Source organism: Saccharibacillus sp. CPCC 101409, from assembly GCF_030518235.1.
Taxonomy (GTDB): domain Bacteria; phylum Bacillota; class Bacilli; order Paenibacillales; family Paenibacillaceae; genus Saccharibacillus.
On record NZ_JAULSA010000001.1, the window covers coordinates 588,796 to 604,315 of the forward strand.

Genomic DNA, 15,520 nt, shown 5'->3' on the forward strand with positions numbered 1-15,520 from the left:
CGGCGGAAGCACCGCTCGTGATTTGCCGAATACGGCAGGTCTGCGAGCGGTGCTTTTTTTGTGTTTTCGGCAGGCGGAAGGAGAACGAGAAGAATGCGAAACATGCAGTTGATCCTGGCGGTGGAGGACGAGCAGTATATCGAGCCTTTTCTGCTGTACGCGCGCACCGGGGAGTTTGCCAAACAGATCGGCGTACGCGCTTTTTCAAAAGTCGAGCCGTTTCTCGAAGCGATGCGGCGCGAACGGCCCGATTTCGTGCTGGGCGAGCCGGCTTTTCTGAAGCCGTGGCTGACGGAAGACGGTCGGCGGGGCGTGCCGTGGGCGGCGCTCGGCGGCGGGGAGGACAGCATCTCGCTCGGGGGTCCCGTGCTGCTGCCGTTTCAGCCGCTTAACCTGCTGCTGACGGCGGTGCTGGATCTGGCGGGCAGCTCCGCGCCGCAGACGGCGGGAGCGTCCGCGGGCGCGGAGGTCGTAGCGGTCTACTCGGCGGCGGGCGGAGCCGGCAAGACCACCGTCGCGCTGAATCTGGCCAAGCAGCTCGGCAGCCGCGGAGTCCGCGTATTTTATCTGAGCCTGGAAACGCTGGACAGCTCCGCTTCTTTTCGCGAAGGCAGCGGCGGGGCGGCTGCCGGCGAAAGCGGTCTGGCGGAACTGCTGTACGATCTGCGCGCGGCGCGCGAGAAAGGAGAACCCTGCCGGACTCCGTTTTCCCGCTGCGCGCCGTTCAAGGAAACGATTAAAGCTTCCGCTTTTCCGGCGCTGGAGAATCCCGACGAACTGCTGGAAATGAACGGGCAGGATACAAAGGAACTGATCGATCATATCGCGCGCAGCGGGATGTTCGATTCGGTGATTGTCGATACGGATACGCAGTGGCATGAACGCACCGAAACGCTGCTGGAGCGCGCGGATCGGGTGATCTGGCTGCTGGCCGACGATCTGCTGCATCTGAACAAAACGGCGGCCTGGATCGCCGACCGGCGGCGAAGGACGTCGGAACCGCTTTACGCGCTGCTTGCAAAAACGACGTTCGTCGTAAACCGCTACGGCGGCAGGTTGGAGAACGCGCTGCCCGGGTCGGAGCTGAAGCCCGCCGGCTTTCTGTCTTATATTCCGTCGTGGAAATACCTGTCGCGAGAAGATGTGCTGTTGGGCTCGCCGATCTTCCAGCGCGATATTCTGACACTCTGCGAACAGATGGAGCTGGGACGACGATGAGCATCGCGGAAGAAGAACTGTTCCAGGCGCTGAGAGCGGAAGTCCGCTCCGCGCTGGATGTCACGCAGACGCCGGAAGACGGCGAGCTGATGGCGCTGATCGAGCGCCGGGTGCTGGGCGATTCGCGCGTCGCGTCCGGAACGTCCGGCGAGAAGCGGAAGATGGTGCGCCGGGTCTACGATTCGTTCCGGGGACTGGATATTTTGCAGCCGCTGGTGGACGACAAAAGCGTGACCGAGATCATGATCAACGGTCATGAGGAAATTTTTATCGAACGAAACGGGGAAGTCAGCCGCCTTCCGCAGACATTCGAATCGCGCGAGAAGCTGGAAGATATCGTGCAGACGATCGTATCGGGCGTCAATCGGATCGTCAACGAGTCGTCGCCGATCGTCGACGCGAGGCTCAGGGACGGATCGCGGGTCAACGTGGTGCTGCCGCCGATCGCGCTCAAAGGCCCGACGATGACGATCCGGAAATTTCCCGAGAAACCGATGACCATGTCCGATCTGGTCGGACGGGGCGCGCTGGACGAAGAAGCCGCGGAATTTCTGAAAACGCTGGTGCGCTGCAAATACAATATTTTTATCAGCGGCGGAACCGGATCGGGCAAAACGACGTTCCTGAACGCCCTGTCGCAGTATATCCCGGACGACGAGCGGATCATCACGATCGAAGACTCGGCGGAATTGCAAATTACGACGGTGCCCAACCTGGTATCGCTGGAAACGCGCAACGCCAATATGGAAGGCAAAGGCGAGATTTCGATCCGCGACCTGATCCGCTCTTCGCTGCGGATGCGGCCCAACCGCATCGTGGTCGGCGAAGTGCGCGGCGCGGAAGCGCTCGATATGCTTCAGGCGATGAACACCGGACACGACGGATCGCTTTCGACCGGCCACGCCAACAGCGCGAAAGACATGCTCAGCCGCCTGGAAACGATGGTGCTGGGCGGAGCCGACCTGCCGGTCGAAGTGGTGCGGCAGCAGATCTCGTCGGCGATCGACCTGTTCGTGCATTTGTCCAGGCTGCGCGACCGTTCGCGCCGGGTGGTCGAGATCGGCGAAGTGGTCGGGATGAAGGAAGGAAGAGTCGAGCTGCGTCCTCTGTTCCGGTTTGAAGAAGAAGGCGAACAGGGCGGACGGATCGTCGGACGGCTGCGTCGTTCCGGCGAACCGATGGCGCATCCGGAAAAATTGAGGGAAGCGGGCGTGGAAGACTGGCGGCGCACTGCCGGTCTGGCCGCGAAAGGAGGTGAATAAATTGCTGCATCGTAGCGGAAGAGCCGTGTCCGCGGCGGGCAAAGGAAGCGGCGGCAAACGCGGGAACGCGGCAAAGCCGGGCGCGGCGGGACGCCGGTCCGAATCCGATGGATCGGCACGCACGGTTTCGGGCGGCGCCGGACTGCGCGACTATACGGCTTATACGCTGGGCGCGCGCGAACGACTGCTGAGTATCGCTTTATTCGCCGGGGTGCTGTTTGCGGTCGGGATGCTGTTTTACAAACTGTGGTTTCTGGCGCTGCTTCTTACGCTGCCCGCGCTTAAAGCGCCGGGGATCTGGCGCACCAACCGGATAAAGCGGCAGCGCACGCTGCTGAAGCTGCATTTCAAGCAGGCGCTGTACTCGCTGTCGTCATCGATGTCCGCTGGCCGTTCGGTGGAAAATGCGTTTCGCGAAGCGGCGAAAGACCTGGAACTGCTGTACCCCGGAGGGAATAGCGATATGATTCGCGAGCTGAACGTCATTTCGACCCGGCTGGAGTACGGCGAACCGATCGAGGCGGCGCTGCTGGACTTCGGCCGTCGCTCGCAGATCGACGATATCGACAACTTTATCGATGTGTTCGTCACCTGCAAACGGACCGGCGGCGATCTGATCGAAGTGGTGCGGCGGACCTCGACCGTGATCGGGGAGAAAATGGAGATCCAGCAGGATATTTCGGTCATGATCGCCCAGAAGAAGTTCGAATCGAATATTTTGCTGGGCACCCCGTTTATTTTCATTGTGTTTATCAACGCGTCCGCGCCGGAATTTATGGCTCCGCTGTACGGCAGTGCGGCGGGCATCGCTCTGGCGACGGTCGGCCTGGCGCTGATTTTCCTGAGTGCCTGGCTGATGAACCGCATTACCAATATCCAAATTTGACGAAAGGAGGCGAGGCTTATGACGGCGGCGGCCGCTTTGATTCTGCTGCTGGCACTGGCTGCTCTGCTGCTGTACGCATTAACGAAACGCACGAAGGAGCATCGTTACATAGCCGCGCTGCCGATGGAAGGCATTCGGATACGAGCGCTGCTTCCGCCTATGCTGGCGCTGGTGGAGAAACTGAAAGTCGCCGCGCGCTTTCCGATCTTTTTCCACAAGCTGCAATCTTCGGTTCAGCGGGGAGAAGGGCTGCGCGAGAGCGCGGAGCGCACGATGCTGTTTCTGGCGCAGATGCTGCTGTACGCGCTGCTGCTTGTCGCGTTCGGCTGCGTTATGGCGCTGCTGTCCGGCGGATCGGCGATGTGGCTGTTGATAGGAGCGGGACTTGGCGTTCTGCTGCCGGCCGCGCTGATTAAAGACCTGGCGGCCAAGGTCAAAAAGCGCGAAGAACAGATTCTGATGGAGCTGCCGGAAATGCTGAACAAGATCGTGCTGCTCGTCGGCGCGGGCGAAACGGTGCAGCAGGCGCTGCTGCGCTGCTCGCAGCAAAAAGAAGGCAGCGGCCATCCTCTGTACAAGGAATTGGAGCGAATGGTCGGCGAGTGGCGCAGCGGAGATCCTTTTCACCAGGCGTTCGAGCAGTTCGGCAAACGCTGCGGCGTGCAGGAATCGACGGTATTCGTCACGACGGTGCTGCTGAATCACAAGCGCGGCGGAGGCGAATTTGCGCTGGCGCTGCGCGACCTGTCGCGCACGCTGTGGGACAAGCGGAAAGCGCTGGGGCGTATCCAGGGCGAGAAAGCGTCGTCCAAGCTGGTATTTCCGATGGTGCTGATCTTCGGAGTCGTGCTGCTGATGGTCGGCGGCCCGGCTATGATGCTGATTCAGATGTAGGAATTTTACAAAGCAAGACTATTTACAGAGGAGGAAACAACGTATGCTGCAAACAATCGGTTCGAAACTTAAAAATGTATGGAAAGAAGAAGACGGGCTGGGAACGCTGGAAATTATTTTGATTATCGCGGTGACGGTGATTATTGCGCTGATTTTTAAAAATCAGATTGCCGATCTGATCGACAGATTATTCGGTAAGTTGGATACGCAAACCGACAATTTCTTCAAAGAAGTCGATCCTTCAAAAGCGTGAAAATAAGTAAACGAGACACCTCGATTCCACTTTGGACACCTATGAAATTTTTTCCGAAACATAAACGGATCTTTTCCGGCGAACGCGGCAGCTTCACTATCGAATCGTCCTTGATCATGCCGGTTGTCATGCTGTGCGCAATCATGGTCCTGATGCTCTGCCTCTACCTGTACCAGAGCGCTATGCTCGTACAGGCTTCGGCGATCACATCGGAGCGGGCGGCGTACAGCTGGAACAACAGCCACAAAGACGCGCGGAACGGAAGTTTCGGAGAAGGCAAAGAAGACAGGGAAGACCTCTACTGGCGGCTGACGGAAGATCAGCTGCTGGGTTCGGTGTTCGGCGCGCTCGGCGGAGCGGAAGCTTCCGAGACGATCGGCGTGCCGGGCGGAAGCGGGGAGTCGCTCGGTTCGAAAAAAATGGCGGCCGCGGCAAACGAGCTGCCGGCCGGCATGAGCGGGACGATGACCGACAAGCGCGGACTGCTGCACCCAATTACCGCCGTGCTGCATACGCCGCTTGCGCTGACGCCGATCAAACGCATTACGGGTGGCGATATGGGCGGTTCGCAGTACTCGACGGTCGTCGAACCGGTGGAGTTTATCCGCAATATCGAACTCGTCCGCTATTACGCGGGCAAATTCAAAGCCGACGAAGCCGTTCCGAACGCCGAGAAAGGCGGAGCGGCGGTAGCGATGACGTCGGAGAACGCCGGCAGGCAGTTGAGCAAGAAATTGAAAAAATGAACGGATACCGGCAAAGATCGTTCCGGCCGCCTTGCGGCCGGTATACGCCGGGCGGCGGGGGTGAAATTTTGACGGCCCGAAACAATGCAGCGAATTCAAACGAAATATCCTGCTCTCGAAGAACGGGTTCCGTCACATCGGATTCGCGGCCGGCAGGCCAGCAGTTTGAATGGCGGTCGCGCTTATGGAAAGGAACGCGCGGCTCGGTTTCGATTTTCCTGAGCTTGATTCTCGCGGTGACGCTGGCGTTTGTGGCGATTTTTATCGACTACTCGCGGATGGCGGCGCTCAAAGCGAAGACCGAACGGCTGGTGCATGCGGCCTCCAGATCCGTTATGTCGGCTTACGTGCCGGAATTTCAGCAGGATTACGGGTTATTTGCTTACGGCGAGACCGATCCTACCCTTATTTTCTCCGGCGTGCTGGAGCGAAGTCTGGAATACAAAGCGAGAGAAGACGTGCTGCCGATCATGGACGCCAAGCTGCTTACGTCTTCGGTCGAACTCAGCCGCGAGCTCGGGAATTACGAAGTGTTCAAAGGACAAATCAACGAAGAAATGAAATACAAAGCGCCGGTTAACTTTGCCATCGAAGTCGTCGGCCGCTTCAAACCGATGTCGCAGGCGATGAAAGAAGCCTCGGGCGCGATCGAAGTGATGGAGAAACTTCAGAAGCTGTACGACAAACGCGAAGCGGCGTTGGACAAAATGCTGGAGTATCAGAAAAAAGCGGGAGCGCCGGCGGAAGATCTGCCGGGTTTAATCGGTACGGGCGGCGCAGGCGATATCGCCAGCGTGCCGCTGACGGGAGCGGTCACGACGGCGGCCGAGCTGGCCGCGCAGTATTCGGATTACAAAGTGCAGAAGAAACGGCTCGAAGAGAATCCGCCGCCTCCGCCGCTCGATCCCGACAATACGGTAAACCCGGCATTTCAGGAATGGATGGATCTGTCCGCCCGTGTCTCCGCTTACGAGACTTCCGTGCCTTTTGTCGCCAGGAAGATCGGCAAAGCAGCCGATAAAGCTTTTCCGCCGCATCCGGACCGAATAGCCGATGCGCGCGAACAGCTCGGTAAAGCGAAAGAACTGAACGAACAGATGGCGGTCGTGATCGAAGAGTCCAAAACGCGCGACGCCGACGCCGACTACGACCTTGTAGGCGGCTCGGATATTCCAGGCGCCGAAGGCGGTCCCGGAGCAGGAGACTCTTCCGCCCGGAATAACCTCGACAAACTGCTGCTGGACTCGGCTTTTTTTGGACAGATGGAAGGGTATATCGATGCTCAGGGCAGCGATTCCGCTTACTCGCAGCGTGAGGTAACGCAGATGCTGGCCGAAATAAGCAGGGCGTTCGGCGATGCCGGAACAAGCGCGTACAACCTGAAACGAATGGTCGTTACCGCCGGTCGGGCCGCAGGGACGTACACCGATCGTTACGGCAAAAGCGGCAGCGCGATCCGGGCGATCGAGCAGAAGTTCGAAGAACATCGCAAAGACGACGAGGAGCGCAAAAAGGCGGAAAAAGAAGCCAAAGGCAAACTCAAGGAAGTGCGCGGCTTGATCAAAATGATCGAGAAATCGGAGCAGAATATGGACGATTTCAAAGAACTGGATCGCTTTTTTAACGAAAATCTGGCTTTGAACAGCAGAAAGAATAGTCCGGAAAAAATCGGCAGGACCGATGAAGATCCGAATACGGCCGGCAAAGACGCGATGGAAGACATGGACGGATTTTTCGGCGGAATCTCTTCCCTGCTGGATGCGACCGGAGACCGGCTGCTGCAAAACGAATACGCTTCCGACCACTTTACCAATTTCGATTTCAGCAAGGTAAAAGAATTGACCGGCGAAGCAGGCGGTCTGGACGGCGAAGCGGCGGCGGAACTGCTCGGCGTCGACAATCAGGAGCTGGAATACATTCTGTACGGCTTCGCCAATCCGGGCGGCAATATCGCGGCGGCGTACGGGGAGATCTTCGGCATGCGGCTGGCGATCAGGACGATGGAAGCTTTGACCGATCCGGCGATTCTGGCTTACGGCAATCCGCTGGTGATTCTCGCCAAAGCGATTCTGCAGGGCATTATCAACTCGATCGCGGATATGGCGAAGCTGATCGCAGACGGACATATCGAACTGGCCAAAACGCTCAAGATCCAATTGACGTACAAAGATCATCTGCGGCTGTTCCTGTTCGCCCATCCGGCTAACGAAAATAAATTGTCGCGGATGCTTGCGCTGATCCGGTTCAATACCGGCGTCAATCCGGACGAGCACTATACGTACTTGTCGGGAGACGCTTCGATGACTATGCCGGTCTGGTTTCTGCCGGGTGTGATGGAGACGCTGCATGTCGGAGACGGCACATGGGAAGGCGGCAGTACATACAGCGTTCCGGTCCAGGCGGACTATTCGTATTGACGGATGGAGGAGCGGGGATGGATAGGAAGCGGCGCGTATCGAGAAAAAGTCATTTGCGAGGCGAGCGGGGCAGTATCGTCGTCGAAGCTTCGCTGGTGCTGCCGATCTTTTTGTTTATGTTTATTTTCCTGGCGTATATCGTCCAGATGACCGCTTATTCGACCGTGCTGCAAAGTACGGCTTCGGAAGGCGTCAAGCAGGTTTCGACGCATTTGTATCCGGTGCAGATGGCGGCCGATCACTTGAAGAAAACGGAGAAAGTATCCAAAGCGCTGCAGGGGTTCTCCAAAATTTCGTTCGGCGAACTTGCCGACAAGTATGCGTCTTCGCTGCCGGAGCCGGTCGGCGATTGGGTCAAGCAGGCCGCCGCCAAAGGCGATCTGCCGCTGCAATCGCTCAAGGACGAAGCGGCTTCCGCCGTGCTCGACCCGCTGGTCAAGCCTATTCTCCAGCCGCTGATCGAGAACGGACCGCTGCGGACGGACAAGCTGCATGTGATCGGCATTACCGTGCCCTCGACCGGCGAGAGCAATCGGCCTTACTTCGGATTGGAGCTGACTTACGAGCTGCCGCTCAAAGTTCCGTTTACGGGCAAAAGCTTGTCGATCCGGGCCAAAGCGGAGGAGCGGGCTTGGATCGGGGACACGGGCGAAACCGGCGGGAGCGGAGGCGAAGGCGAAGACGCGGAAACGGGCGGCGCGGCGACGATCACGTCCGTGCCGAGTCCCGCGTATCCGGGACATCGGGCGACGGTCACGGCGAAAGTGGAACCGGGGCAAAGCGCGACGATCAAGATCATGTACAAAAGCGGGGCGAGCAAAGCCAGGTATCTGGGCAGTCAAACGGCCGATGCTTCGGGCAATCTGTCCTGGACCTGGCTGGTCGGCGGCAATACCACGCCCGGCGAATGGGTGCTGATCGTCGAAACGGCCGGAACGACAACCGAAGCTTCGTTTGACGTGCGCAAAAAGGACGATTGAGCGCGTACGGGTCAACAAGAATTGGAGGAATCGAAATGAACGAGATACTCGCCTATATCGGCTGCGCCTGTTTCCTGCTCGCCGCTTTCGTGACGGATATCCGCTTCAGCAAAATCCCGAATAAGCTGAGTCTGCCTTTTATCGTCAGCGGTTTTCTGTATCAGGGATTGGCGCACGGCTGGGGAGGACTGCTGTTCTCGGCCAAAGGTTTTGCGGCGGGCTTTGCCGTGCTGCTGATCCTGTATCTGCTGGGAGCGGTCGGAGCCGGCGACGTCAAATTGTTTGCGGGAATCGGAGCCTGGACCGGCGTGCTCTTCGCCGCGCAGACGCTGCTGTACTCGATCCTGTTTGCGGCCGCGATCGGGATCGGCATTCTGTGCTGGCGGCGGGAAGGCATGGTTCGCGTCAAACGCATGTTCAAAAGTTTGGCCGGACTGGTTGTGTTTCGGAATAGGGGAGCGTTGGCGGCCGACCGGGTCAATCATCTGACGTTCCCGTTTATGTGGGCGGTGCTGCCGGGCGCGTTTGTCGGATATTTTTACATGTATCTATAGAAGATTTGCGAACAGGCAGGGGAACGATCTATGTACCGGGGGAGTGCTTCGACGATGGAGGAATTTGAGACCGATTTTATTCAAAGCGATACGACGTATCTGGTTCTGAAAAGCGGGCAGAAGCTGACCGCCGACCGGCTGAACCGCGTGCAGATCAAAATGCTGGCCGCTTCGAACGTTCCGCACGTACTGAATCTGCATGTGCGCGAAGTGGATTCCGAAGCCCAGCTGCATTACGATATCGGCGGGAAAAGAATGCTGTCGTCCTGGCTTAAAACGGAAAAACTCACGCTGGTCGAATATTACGCGCTGCTGCTGCAAATCGTGACGGCGCTTGAATACGGCATGACGTATATGCTGAATCCCAACGGATTTTGGCTGCAAGAAGATTATATGTTTGTGGACGGTCCGCTTTCGGCGGGCACGATCTATTTGACGTATCTGCCGCTGAACGACGCGCCGGCGGAGCCGAACCGCGAACGCATCGGGCGGCTGGCGTCGCGCTGGATGACGGCGATCGACGATCTGCGCGGCAGCGGAATCCAGCGGATCCTGCATCTTTGCGAACAATCTTCTTTTTCGCTGCAAACGCTCAAAAGCCTGCTGATCGGCCTGCTGGCCGAAAGCGGTCAGCACGGGTGGAGAGAGTCGGGCGTTCAAGCAGAAGCGCGGCCGGGGGGCGATCCTTATTCTCATAGCGGCGAACGTGCAAATACCGATCAAGGACCGTATGGATATGGCAGCCCATCAGTAGAAGCGCCGCGCGAAATGTATGGAAGCGGCCCGGCGCCGGTCGAATACGATCGGGGCTTTGGACGGCCGGGAATCGGCGCTCCGGGAGCGGCGGATACGGATACGGAATTCGCGGAGGACGAAGAGCAGGATGGCAAACGTAAGCTGTTCGGTATCTCTATCGGCAAAAGCCAGGGCGGGAATGCGTCGGGCCGTTCAAAAGCCGGAAAGGAAAGTAAGGCGACCTTCGGGCAAGACCGAAGCGAAGAGCAGGAGGACGATACGAAGCCGCCGCAAAACCGGCTGGTGATTCCGCTCGTCTGCCTGATGCTGCTGGCAGTATTGTGGAAGTTTCTGTACCTGGGCGCTCCGAGCACGTTCAATCTGCTGATCTGCGTTGTGCTGACGCCGCTGCTCGGCACACTGGCTTATCTGGGCTGGACGAACAAATTGAAGCCGGGAGGCCGAAACGCGGCGCGGCGGGAAGAAGAGGAAGAAGCCGAAGCGCTGTCGTCCTGGTCTTCGTCGCCGGCGGCAGCGCCGCAGGGTCATCGGGTGTCCTACAGCGATCAGGGTTACGGCATGAGCAATCGGCAGGCAGGGCCGGGATCTGAACAAATGGCGGAACAGCCGCCACGACCCCGCGCGTCGGCGATGGGTTCGATCTATGGGAGGAGCGAAACCGGTGCCGACTCGAACGGCAGCGGCATTGGAACCTACGCCGGGATTCCAGACTTTCTGAAACCGGGTTATTCGGCCGCTCTTTCCGGCATTGAAGCGCAGCCGGCTGCGGGCGCTTATCCTGTCGCCGCAGGCGGATACGCCGCCGAAGGGGTTCCGGCCTCGCCGGTTCCGGGCACCGGCATGCTGGGGCCGCCCGCTTCGCAGCCTACGGTCATGCTGGACGGCGCGCGCGGCAGCTCGGCGCAGCGCGAACAAGCCGGTGTTCCGGCAGTTCCCCGCTACCGGCTGGAGCGAGCGGAATCAGGAGCTTCTCCGCGCACGATTCCGCTGCCGTCCGGCAGCTTTACGATCGGCCGCGCCGAAGACGTCGCGCAGCATATCGAGACGTCCGCCGGAATCTCCCGGGCGCATGTCGAACTGGAGCTGTCCGAAGGACGCTGCGTGATCCGCGATATCGGCTCGCGCAACGGGACGACGTTGAACGAAGAAGCGCTGACGCCGTATAAAGCGTACGAATTGAATGAAGGCGATACGTTCCGGATCGCGGGAATTTCGTATACGCTGCGGTGCGGGTGAGAAAATAAAGAATAAGCCATCCGCAAAGGATGGCTTATTCTTTAGCAGGCATATCGATTTTGAAAACCATTCTTGTGGTACTTAAAGTAGAATCATCCTCATCGATCTCGCGAAAATCCAATTCGGTATAAAACTTTAATGTGTTTTCGGATTTTATTGCTTCGGCAAATATGAAATTACAACCCATATTACGTACTAATTCAAAAGCCATGTCAAAAATATCTCTCATCATTTGACGGCCGTAGCCTTTGCGAGCATGTCGGCTATCAACGCCAAAATAAAGAACATGTATAACCGGAAAACTTGATTTTAGTCTTGGAAGCTTTTTGTTCCAATCCAGATTTTTAATAGACTGTCGATCAATATCTAGTAAACTAACTTGGACTGTATAGAAACCGATCATATTATTTTCGGAATCATAATAGAGTCGAGTAATTGCAGAGTTGTGTTTTTGATATTCCAGAGCTTCATCACGATCTTTCAAAAATTCGTTTACTGTTTCTTCACCGCAATCGAAGTTCTCTGTTTCCCAATAGGTCTCTTCGGAAAGATAATCGAAAGATAAAGTCATCTTACTTTTTTCTTCTAGGCGTGGCTGGTGTATTTTTAACCATATTTAAAATCTTCTCGGTATTCGGATTCTTTTCATTTGCGAGTATCATGAACTTTTCAAGCTTATCTTGTGTAGAGAATTTAACTCTTGGCTGTTTGATGTCGGAAGTAGCCATGCTCGTTCCCCCTTAAGGCATAGTAGGAATTCATATAGATATTATACCACATTCTTATCCCATTCATTCCCCCGCACTTTCCGCTTCGCGCATCGCTTCCTGCTCCCGAAAAGCCGAAGGCGTCAGCCCGTACTTCTTCTTGAACAGCGTCGAGAAATAGGGCGTATTGTAAATGCCGACCGATTCGCTGATCTTGGCGGCGGTCGCGGGGGTTGAGGACAGCAGTTCGCGGGCTTTCTCCAGCCGGGTATGGCTCAGGTATTCGCTGAACGACTGGCCGGCGGCGCTTTTGAACAGTTTGCCCAGATAACTCGGCGACAGACCGGCGATGCTGGACACCAGCTCCAGCGACAGATTGGGTTCGGCATAGTGTTCCTGGATATGGTTTTGTACTTTTTCGATCACGATATTGTGCTTCTGGGCGTTCATCCACAAATTCTTTTCTTCGATCAGCGCGCGGAGATTGGCGCAGTAGCGGTCGAAGATTTCTTCGATCTCCGTCAGGTACTCGGCCGACTCGATATCCGTGACCGCGTCCAGGTATTCGTTGAAGTTGGAGTCCGGCACATGCTGCAAGTAATCGAAATATTTGAGCAGCGAAAGCATAAGCTGGGTGCTGTAGGCGACCACCTGGCTGATCGAGCCGGTCGAGAGCTGTTCGACGAACTGTCCGATCGCTTCGCGGATGCGATCCGGCCTGCCGGACTGCACGGCGTCGATCAGCTTCTGCTCGTAAGCGGCGGGATAGCTGAGCGCATTCATCAGATGCGGGCGCGTCGCCGCGGCATCCAGCACCGCTTCTTTGCCGTAAATCAGCCGGTACTTGACGTACTGCTGCGCGGACGTATAAGAAGACGATAAGGTTTTGCGGCCGAAGCCGATATCCCCGACGCCGATCGAGACGGTCAGCTTGAAGTAGCGGTGCAGAAACTGCTGGATACCGCGCAGAACGGGCTCCAATTCTTCCGGCATCCGGTTGTGCTCGTATTGAAGAATCGCGGCGGCTTCGTTTTCCTCCATAATCAGGTAGTCGCACGGGCCGACCGGCTCCAGCATTTCTTTGGCAATATTGCCGATCGCAAAGCGCAGCAAAGGCTGCTGCTTCGCTTCGAATCGGCCCTGCGCGTTTTCCGCCTGCGGCTTGTCCACCCGGAACACCAGCACCCCGAAGTAAGGCCCCGCCGCTTTTTCTTCGATATCGCGAATCAGTTCGCCCGGAAGCGAAGGTGCAAGCGATTGACCGCGCAGCAGCGAATGCAGGTAATGTTCGCGGATTGTGCGCGACGAGCGGTTGATAACGAACTGCATCGTTTTTTCTTTTTCCTCCAGCGATTGGAAGACTTCGGTCATCATCTTGTATTCGTCGACAAATGCCGAACCGGCATCGGGAGGATTCCCGTCTGCGGCCGGCATCAGTTTCTCCAGCAGCGTCGACAGGGGCCGGTAGATGCTGCGCGACAGCAGGATGGAAGTCAGCAGTCCGGCCAGCACGATGCCGCAGGTGACGAGCAGCGTAACATTGCGCAGCCGGTCGATATTGGAGATCAGGCCGGAATAAGGGAAAACGCTTACAAAGTACCAGTCCATTTCTTCCGATTTGACGTAGGTCACCAGATTCTTTTTGCCCTGAATAGTCGAAGTAAAGCTGTTTTCTTCTTCGCCCTGGTTCAAAATGCGCTGTATATAATCTTCTCCGGACAAATCTTCCAGAAACAAAGCCGGATCGGTATGCGAAAGGACCCGGCCTTCCTTGTCGATCACGAACACGTTGCTTGCGGAATCGGCTTTGCTGATCCTGCGGATCGTGGTCAGAATCGACTTTTCTTCTACATTGATATAAATGAGCGGATTGTCCGAAGTCTGGAACGAAAATTCCGGGTACAGCAGAAAAGTCAGCAGCCGCAGCGGCTCGTCGTTGTTGCGGTGGGCGATCTTGATACTGCGCGGATAAAATTCCATATACCCCTCCGCGCCCAGCATGCTGATCGAAGGATCGAACGGAAGTCCCGCCGTATCGACCGCGCTCCCCGTGGAAGGCCGATAGATTCCGACGCTGTGGATATACGGATATACGCCGATCATCTGCGACATCTGCCGGAAAATATGATAGTTGTTCGTTTTGTCCTCTACTTTGTCGTTCAAAAACGCAGCCACCTCCGGCCGGATCAGCAGCGCGCTGCCCATCGTCATGACCTGGTTGTATACCACGTCCGACGCGTAGCTGACCTGGGACAGCATGGCTTTGGAATTGCGGTCGATCTCTTTGACGGCGCTTCCGGAGAACAGATGGAACAAGACCGTGGACAGCAGGCCCACCGTGAGCAGAACAAGCAGGAAATAAGAAATCGTCAGTTTTTGAAACGCTTTGTACCGGACAAGCCGGTTCATCATGGTCCGCACGGTGCTTCCCTCCCGGATGCTGCTGAACTAATCTCCTCACTATAGGCCATATCCGCCGCAAAAGGTACAGAATCGCGCGAAAATGAAAGCCGGTTCGTTTATTTGAAAGCCCTGCGCCGCAAAGTGAAAGCGATTCCCGGATTTTGAAATAGACGCGAGGCGCGAACAAGCGATACGCTGAACACGAAAGCGGCGGCCGCCTGCAATCATCACGACGGGAGGGATGGAACCTTGAACAAGAAACGACGGCGGGGATTCGGCATGCTGTCGGATATTCGCAGAAACGGAACTTCTTATTTGCTCGTCCTGCCCGCGATGGCCTACACGTTTATTTTCGGGTATATGACTTATCCGTATATGATTATCGCGTTCCAGCGGTTCAATTATATGAAAGGGATATTCGGCAGCGAATGGGTGGGTTTCAAGAACTTCGAATTCTTTTTCCGGTCGAACAAAGCGTTTGCGGTTACCTTCAATACGCTGTTTCTGAATCTGCTGTTTATCGTGTTCGGCACGCTGGCGGCGCTGGCGATCTCGCTGATCCTGAACGAACTGCGCAAAAAGCTGTTCGTCAAGATCAGCCAGTCGATGATGCTGTTTCCGAACTTTATTTCGTGGATCGTCATCAGCTATGTGCTATACGCCTTTTTCTCGATGGATATGGGGGTCGTGAACAAAATGCTCGGCACGCTCGGCTTCGCTCCGATCAACTGGTATACGGAAGCGCAGTGGTGGCCGGCGATCCTGACGGTAATGCATGTCTGGAAAGGAGCCGGGATGAGCGCGATTATCTACCTGGCGACCATCACGGGCATCGACGAAACGCTGTACGAAGCCGCCGAGATCGACGGAGCCAACCGCTGGCAGATGTGCCTGCGCATCACGATTCCGCTGATGATGCCGACGGTGATTATTCTGACGCTGCTGTCGATCGGCAAGATTATGTACGGCGATTTCGGGATGATCTACGCCCTGATCGGCGACAACGGCACGCTGTACTCGACGACGGATATTATCGATACGTATGTGTTCCGTTCGCTGCGCCAGATCGGCGATCCGTCCGAAGCGATGGCGGTGGGGCTGTTCCAGTCCGTCGTCGGATTTATTCTCGTATTCGGCACAAACGCCATCACCCGCAAATATTTCAAAGACGGGGCACTGTATTGAGTCCGAGTCCGGCGGGGTTGGGG

At 56.7% G+C, this 15,520-nt stretch carries 14 protein-coding genes; 11 read left to right on the forward strand and 3 right to left on the reverse strand.

Annotation, left to right across the window (positions count from 1 at the left end):
- Positions 1-93 precede the first annotated feature (93 nt).
- The 10 genes from QWJ34_RS02510 (at position 94) to QWJ34_RS02555 (ending at position 11,202) form a co-directional block, all read left to right on the forward strand.
- Positions 94-1,218 (forward strand): nucleotide-binding protein, encoded by a 1,125-nt coding sequence (locus QWJ34_RS02510; protein ID WP_302725461.1) that lies wholly within the window; start codon positions 94-96, stop codon positions 1,216-1,218.
- A complete protein-coding gene (locus tag QWJ34_RS02515; protein WP_302725462.1) occupies positions 1,215-2,480 on the forward strand; it encodes a TadA family conjugal transfer-associated ATPase in 1,266 nt (421 codons plus the stop codon). Before QWJ34_RS02510 ends, QWJ34_RS02515 begins: the two co-directional genes overlap by 4 nt.
- Positions 2,473-3,366 carry a type II secretion system F family protein gene (locus QWJ34_RS02520; protein WP_483314232.1) on the forward strand — a complete coding sequence of 298 codons (894 nt, stop codon included), beginning with the start codon at positions 2,473-2,475 and terminating at the stop codon, positions 3,364-3,366. Before QWJ34_RS02515 ends, QWJ34_RS02520 begins: the two co-directional genes overlap by 8 nt.
- 18 nt (positions 3,367-3,384) lie before the next feature.
- Positions 3,385-4,260, forward strand: a complete 876-nt coding sequence (locus QWJ34_RS02525) for a type II secretion system F family protein (RefSeq protein WP_302725464.1) — start codon at positions 3,385-3,387, stop codon at positions 4,258-4,260.
- Positions 4,261-4,303: 43 nt separating this feature from the next.
- Positions 4,304-4,513: a Flp1 family type IVb pilin gene (locus QWJ34_RS02530; RefSeq protein WP_302725465.1), complete on the forward strand. Its 210-nt coding sequence runs from the start codon at positions 4,304-4,306 to the stop codon at positions 4,511-4,513.
- A 116-nt stretch (positions 4,514-4,629) separates the two neighbouring features.
- The gene (locus QWJ34_RS02535; protein WP_302725466.1) at positions 4,630-5,259 is read left to right on the forward strand and encodes a pilus assembly protein; all 630 of its coding nucleotides are present in this window, start codon (positions 4,630-4,632) and stop codon (positions 5,257-5,259) included.
- 251 nt (positions 5,260-5,510) lie between these two features.
- Entirely contained in the window at positions 5,511-7,676 is a 2,166-nt protein-coding gene (locus QWJ34_RS02540) for a hypothetical protein (RefSeq protein WP_302725467.1), read from the forward strand.
- A 17-nt stretch (positions 7,677-7,693) separates the two neighbouring features.
- A complete protein-coding gene (locus QWJ34_RS02545; RefSeq protein ID WP_302725468.1) occupies positions 7,694-8,656 on the forward strand; it encodes a TadE/TadG family type IV pilus assembly protein in 963 nt (320 codons plus the stop codon).
- Between the two features lie 35 nt (positions 8,657-8,691).
- On the forward strand, positions 8,692-9,210 hold the full coding sequence (locus QWJ34_RS02550; protein WP_302725469.1) for an A24 family peptidase: 519 nt from the start codon (positions 8,692-8,694) through the stop codon (positions 9,208-9,210).
- Positions 9,211-9,264: 54 nt separating this feature from the next.
- Positions 9,265-11,202, forward strand: a complete 1,938-nt coding sequence (locus tag QWJ34_RS02555) for a DUF6382 and FHA domain-containing protein (RefSeq protein ID WP_302725470.1) — start codon at positions 9,265-9,267, stop codon at positions 11,200-11,202.
- Between the two features lie 34 nt (positions 11,203-11,236).
- Here the strand turns inward: QWJ34_RS02555 and QWJ34_RS02560 are convergent, their stop codons facing one another.
- From QWJ34_RS02560 to QWJ34_RS02570, 3 genes are all read right to left on the reverse strand, one after another.
- The gene (locus tag QWJ34_RS02560) at positions 11,237-11,773 is read right to left on the reverse strand and encodes a GNAT family N-acetyltransferase (protein ID WP_302725471.1); all 537 of its coding nucleotides are present in this window, start codon (positions 11,771-11,773) and stop codon (positions 11,237-11,239) included.
- Position 11,774: 1 nt separating this feature from the next.
- Complete coding sequence (locus QWJ34_RS02565) at positions 11,775-11,930, reverse strand: hypothetical protein (protein ID WP_302725472.1); 156 nt, start codon at positions 11,928-11,930, stop codon at positions 11,775-11,777.
- 63 nt (positions 11,931-11,993) lie between these two features.
- The gene (locus QWJ34_RS02570) at positions 11,994-14,321 is read right to left on the reverse strand and encodes a helix-turn-helix domain-containing protein (protein WP_302725833.1); all 2,328 of its coding nucleotides are present in this window, start codon (positions 14,319-14,321) and stop codon (positions 11,994-11,996) included.
- 240 nt (positions 14,322-14,561) lie between these two features.
- On the opposite strand from QWJ34_RS02570, the gene QWJ34_RS02575 reads away from it, so the two are divergent.
- Positions 14,562-15,497, forward strand: coding sequence for an ABC transporter permease subunit (locus QWJ34_RS02575; RefSeq protein WP_368046218.1), 936 nt, complete (start codon positions 14,562-14,564; stop codon positions 15,495-15,497).
- Positions 15,498-15,520: the final 23 nt, after the last annotated feature.

Coding starts and splice junctions, on each gene's coding strand:
- QWJ34_RS02510 (WP_302725461.1), top strand. CDS start 94: ATGCGAAACATGCAGTTGATCCTGGCGGTGGAGGACGAGCAGTATATC.
- QWJ34_RS02515 (WP_302725462.1), top strand. CDS start 1,215: ATGAGCATCGCGGAAGAAGAACTGTTCCAGGCGCTGAGAGCGGAAGTC.
- QWJ34_RS02525 (WP_302725464.1), top strand. CDS start 3,385: ATGACGGCGGCGGCCGCTTTGATTCTGCTGCTGGCACTGGCTGCTCTG.
- QWJ34_RS02530 (WP_302725465.1), top strand. CDS start 4,304: ATGCTGCAAACAATCGGTTCGAAACTTAAAAATGTATGGAAAGAAGAA.
- QWJ34_RS02535 (WP_302725466.1), top strand. CDS start 4,630: ATGCCGGTTGTCATGCTGTGCGCAATCATGGTCCTGATGCTCTGCCTC.
- QWJ34_RS02545 (WP_302725468.1), top strand. CDS start 7,694: ATGGATAGGAAGCGGCGCGTATCGAGAAAAAGTCATTTGCGAGGCGAG.
- QWJ34_RS02550 (WP_302725469.1), top strand. CDS start 8,692: ATGAACGAGATACTCGCCTATATCGGCTGCGCCTGTTTCCTGCTCGCC.
- QWJ34_RS02555 (WP_302725470.1), top strand. CDS start 9,265: ATGGAGGAATTTGAGACCGATTTTATTCAAAGCGATACGACGTATCTG.
- QWJ34_RS02560 (WP_302725471.1), bottom strand. CDS start 11,773: ATGACTTTATCTTTCGATTATCTTTCCGAAGAGACCTATTGGGAAACA.
- QWJ34_RS02565 (WP_302725472.1), bottom strand. CDS start 11,930: ATGGCTACTTCCGACATCAAACAGCCAAGAGTTAAATTCTCTACACAA.
- QWJ34_RS02570 (WP_302725833.1), bottom strand. CDS start 14,321: ATGATGAACCGGCTTGTCCGGTACAAAGCGTTTCAAAAACTGACGATT.